Genomic DNA, 1,034 nt, shown 5'->3' on the forward strand with positions numbered 1-1,034 from the left:
TTGTGGGCGAAGCTGAGAATTTAAGCCCCAGTAAACGGCGGTGGTAACTATAACCATCCTAAGGTAGCGAAATTCCTTGTCGGGTAAGTTCCGACCTGCACGAATGGAGTAACGACTTCCCTACTGTCTCAACCATGAACTCGGCGAAATTGCAGTACGAGTAAAGATGCTCGTTTCGCGCAGCAGGACGGAAAGACCCCGTGACCTTTACTATAGTTTGGTATTGGTGTTCGGTGTGGCTTGTGTAGGATAGGTGGGAGACTGTGAAGCAGGCACGCTAGTGTTTGTGGAGTCGTTGTTGAAATACCACTCTGGTCGCTCTGGATGTCTAACTTCGGCCCGTGATCCGGGTCAGGGACAGTGCCTGATGGGTAGTTTAACTGGGGCGGTTGCCTCCTAAAGTGTAACGGAGGCGCCCAAAGGTTCCCTCAGCCTGGTTGGCAATCAGGTGTTGAGTGTAAGTGCACAAGGGAGCTTGACTGTGAGACTGGCAGGTCGAGCAGGGACGAAAGTCGGGACTAGTGATCCGGCGGTACGTTGTGGAACGGCCGTCGCTCAACGGATAAAAGGTACCTCGGGGATAACAGGCTGATCTTGCCCAAGAGTCCATATCGACGGCATGGTTTGGCACCTCGATGTCGGCTCGTCGCATCCTGGGGCTGGAGTTGGTCCCAAGGGTTGGGCTGTTCGCCCATTAAAGCGGTACGCGAGCTGGGTTCAGAACGTCGTGAGACAGTTCGGTCCCTATCCGCTGCGCGCGTTGGAAATTTGAGAAAGGCTGTCCTTAGTACGAGAGGACCGGGACGGACGAACCTCTGGTATGTCAGTTGTACCGCCAGGTGCATGGCTGATTGGCTACGTTCGGGAGGGATAACCGCTGAAAGCATCTAAGCGGGAAGCCTGTTTCGAGATGAGATTTCCTGGCAACGTTTGTTGTGTGAGGATCCCTGTAGATGATGGGGTTGATAGGCCGGGTATGGAAGCGGGGAATGCCCGTGGAGTTGACTGGTACTAATAGTCCGAAGGCTTACACA

The 1,034-nt window shown here is 54.1% G+C and carries 1 rRNA gene; it reads left to right on the plus strand.

The window, feature by feature from the left end:
* A 23S ribosomal RNA gene (locus ACN08Y_RS10860) occupies nt 1–1,034 on the plus strand; the annotation flags it as partial.

The organism is Rothia sp. P5764 (genome assembly GCF_048512965.1).
Classification (GTDB): Bacteria; Actinomycetota; Actinomycetes; order Actinomycetales; family Micrococcaceae; genus Rothia.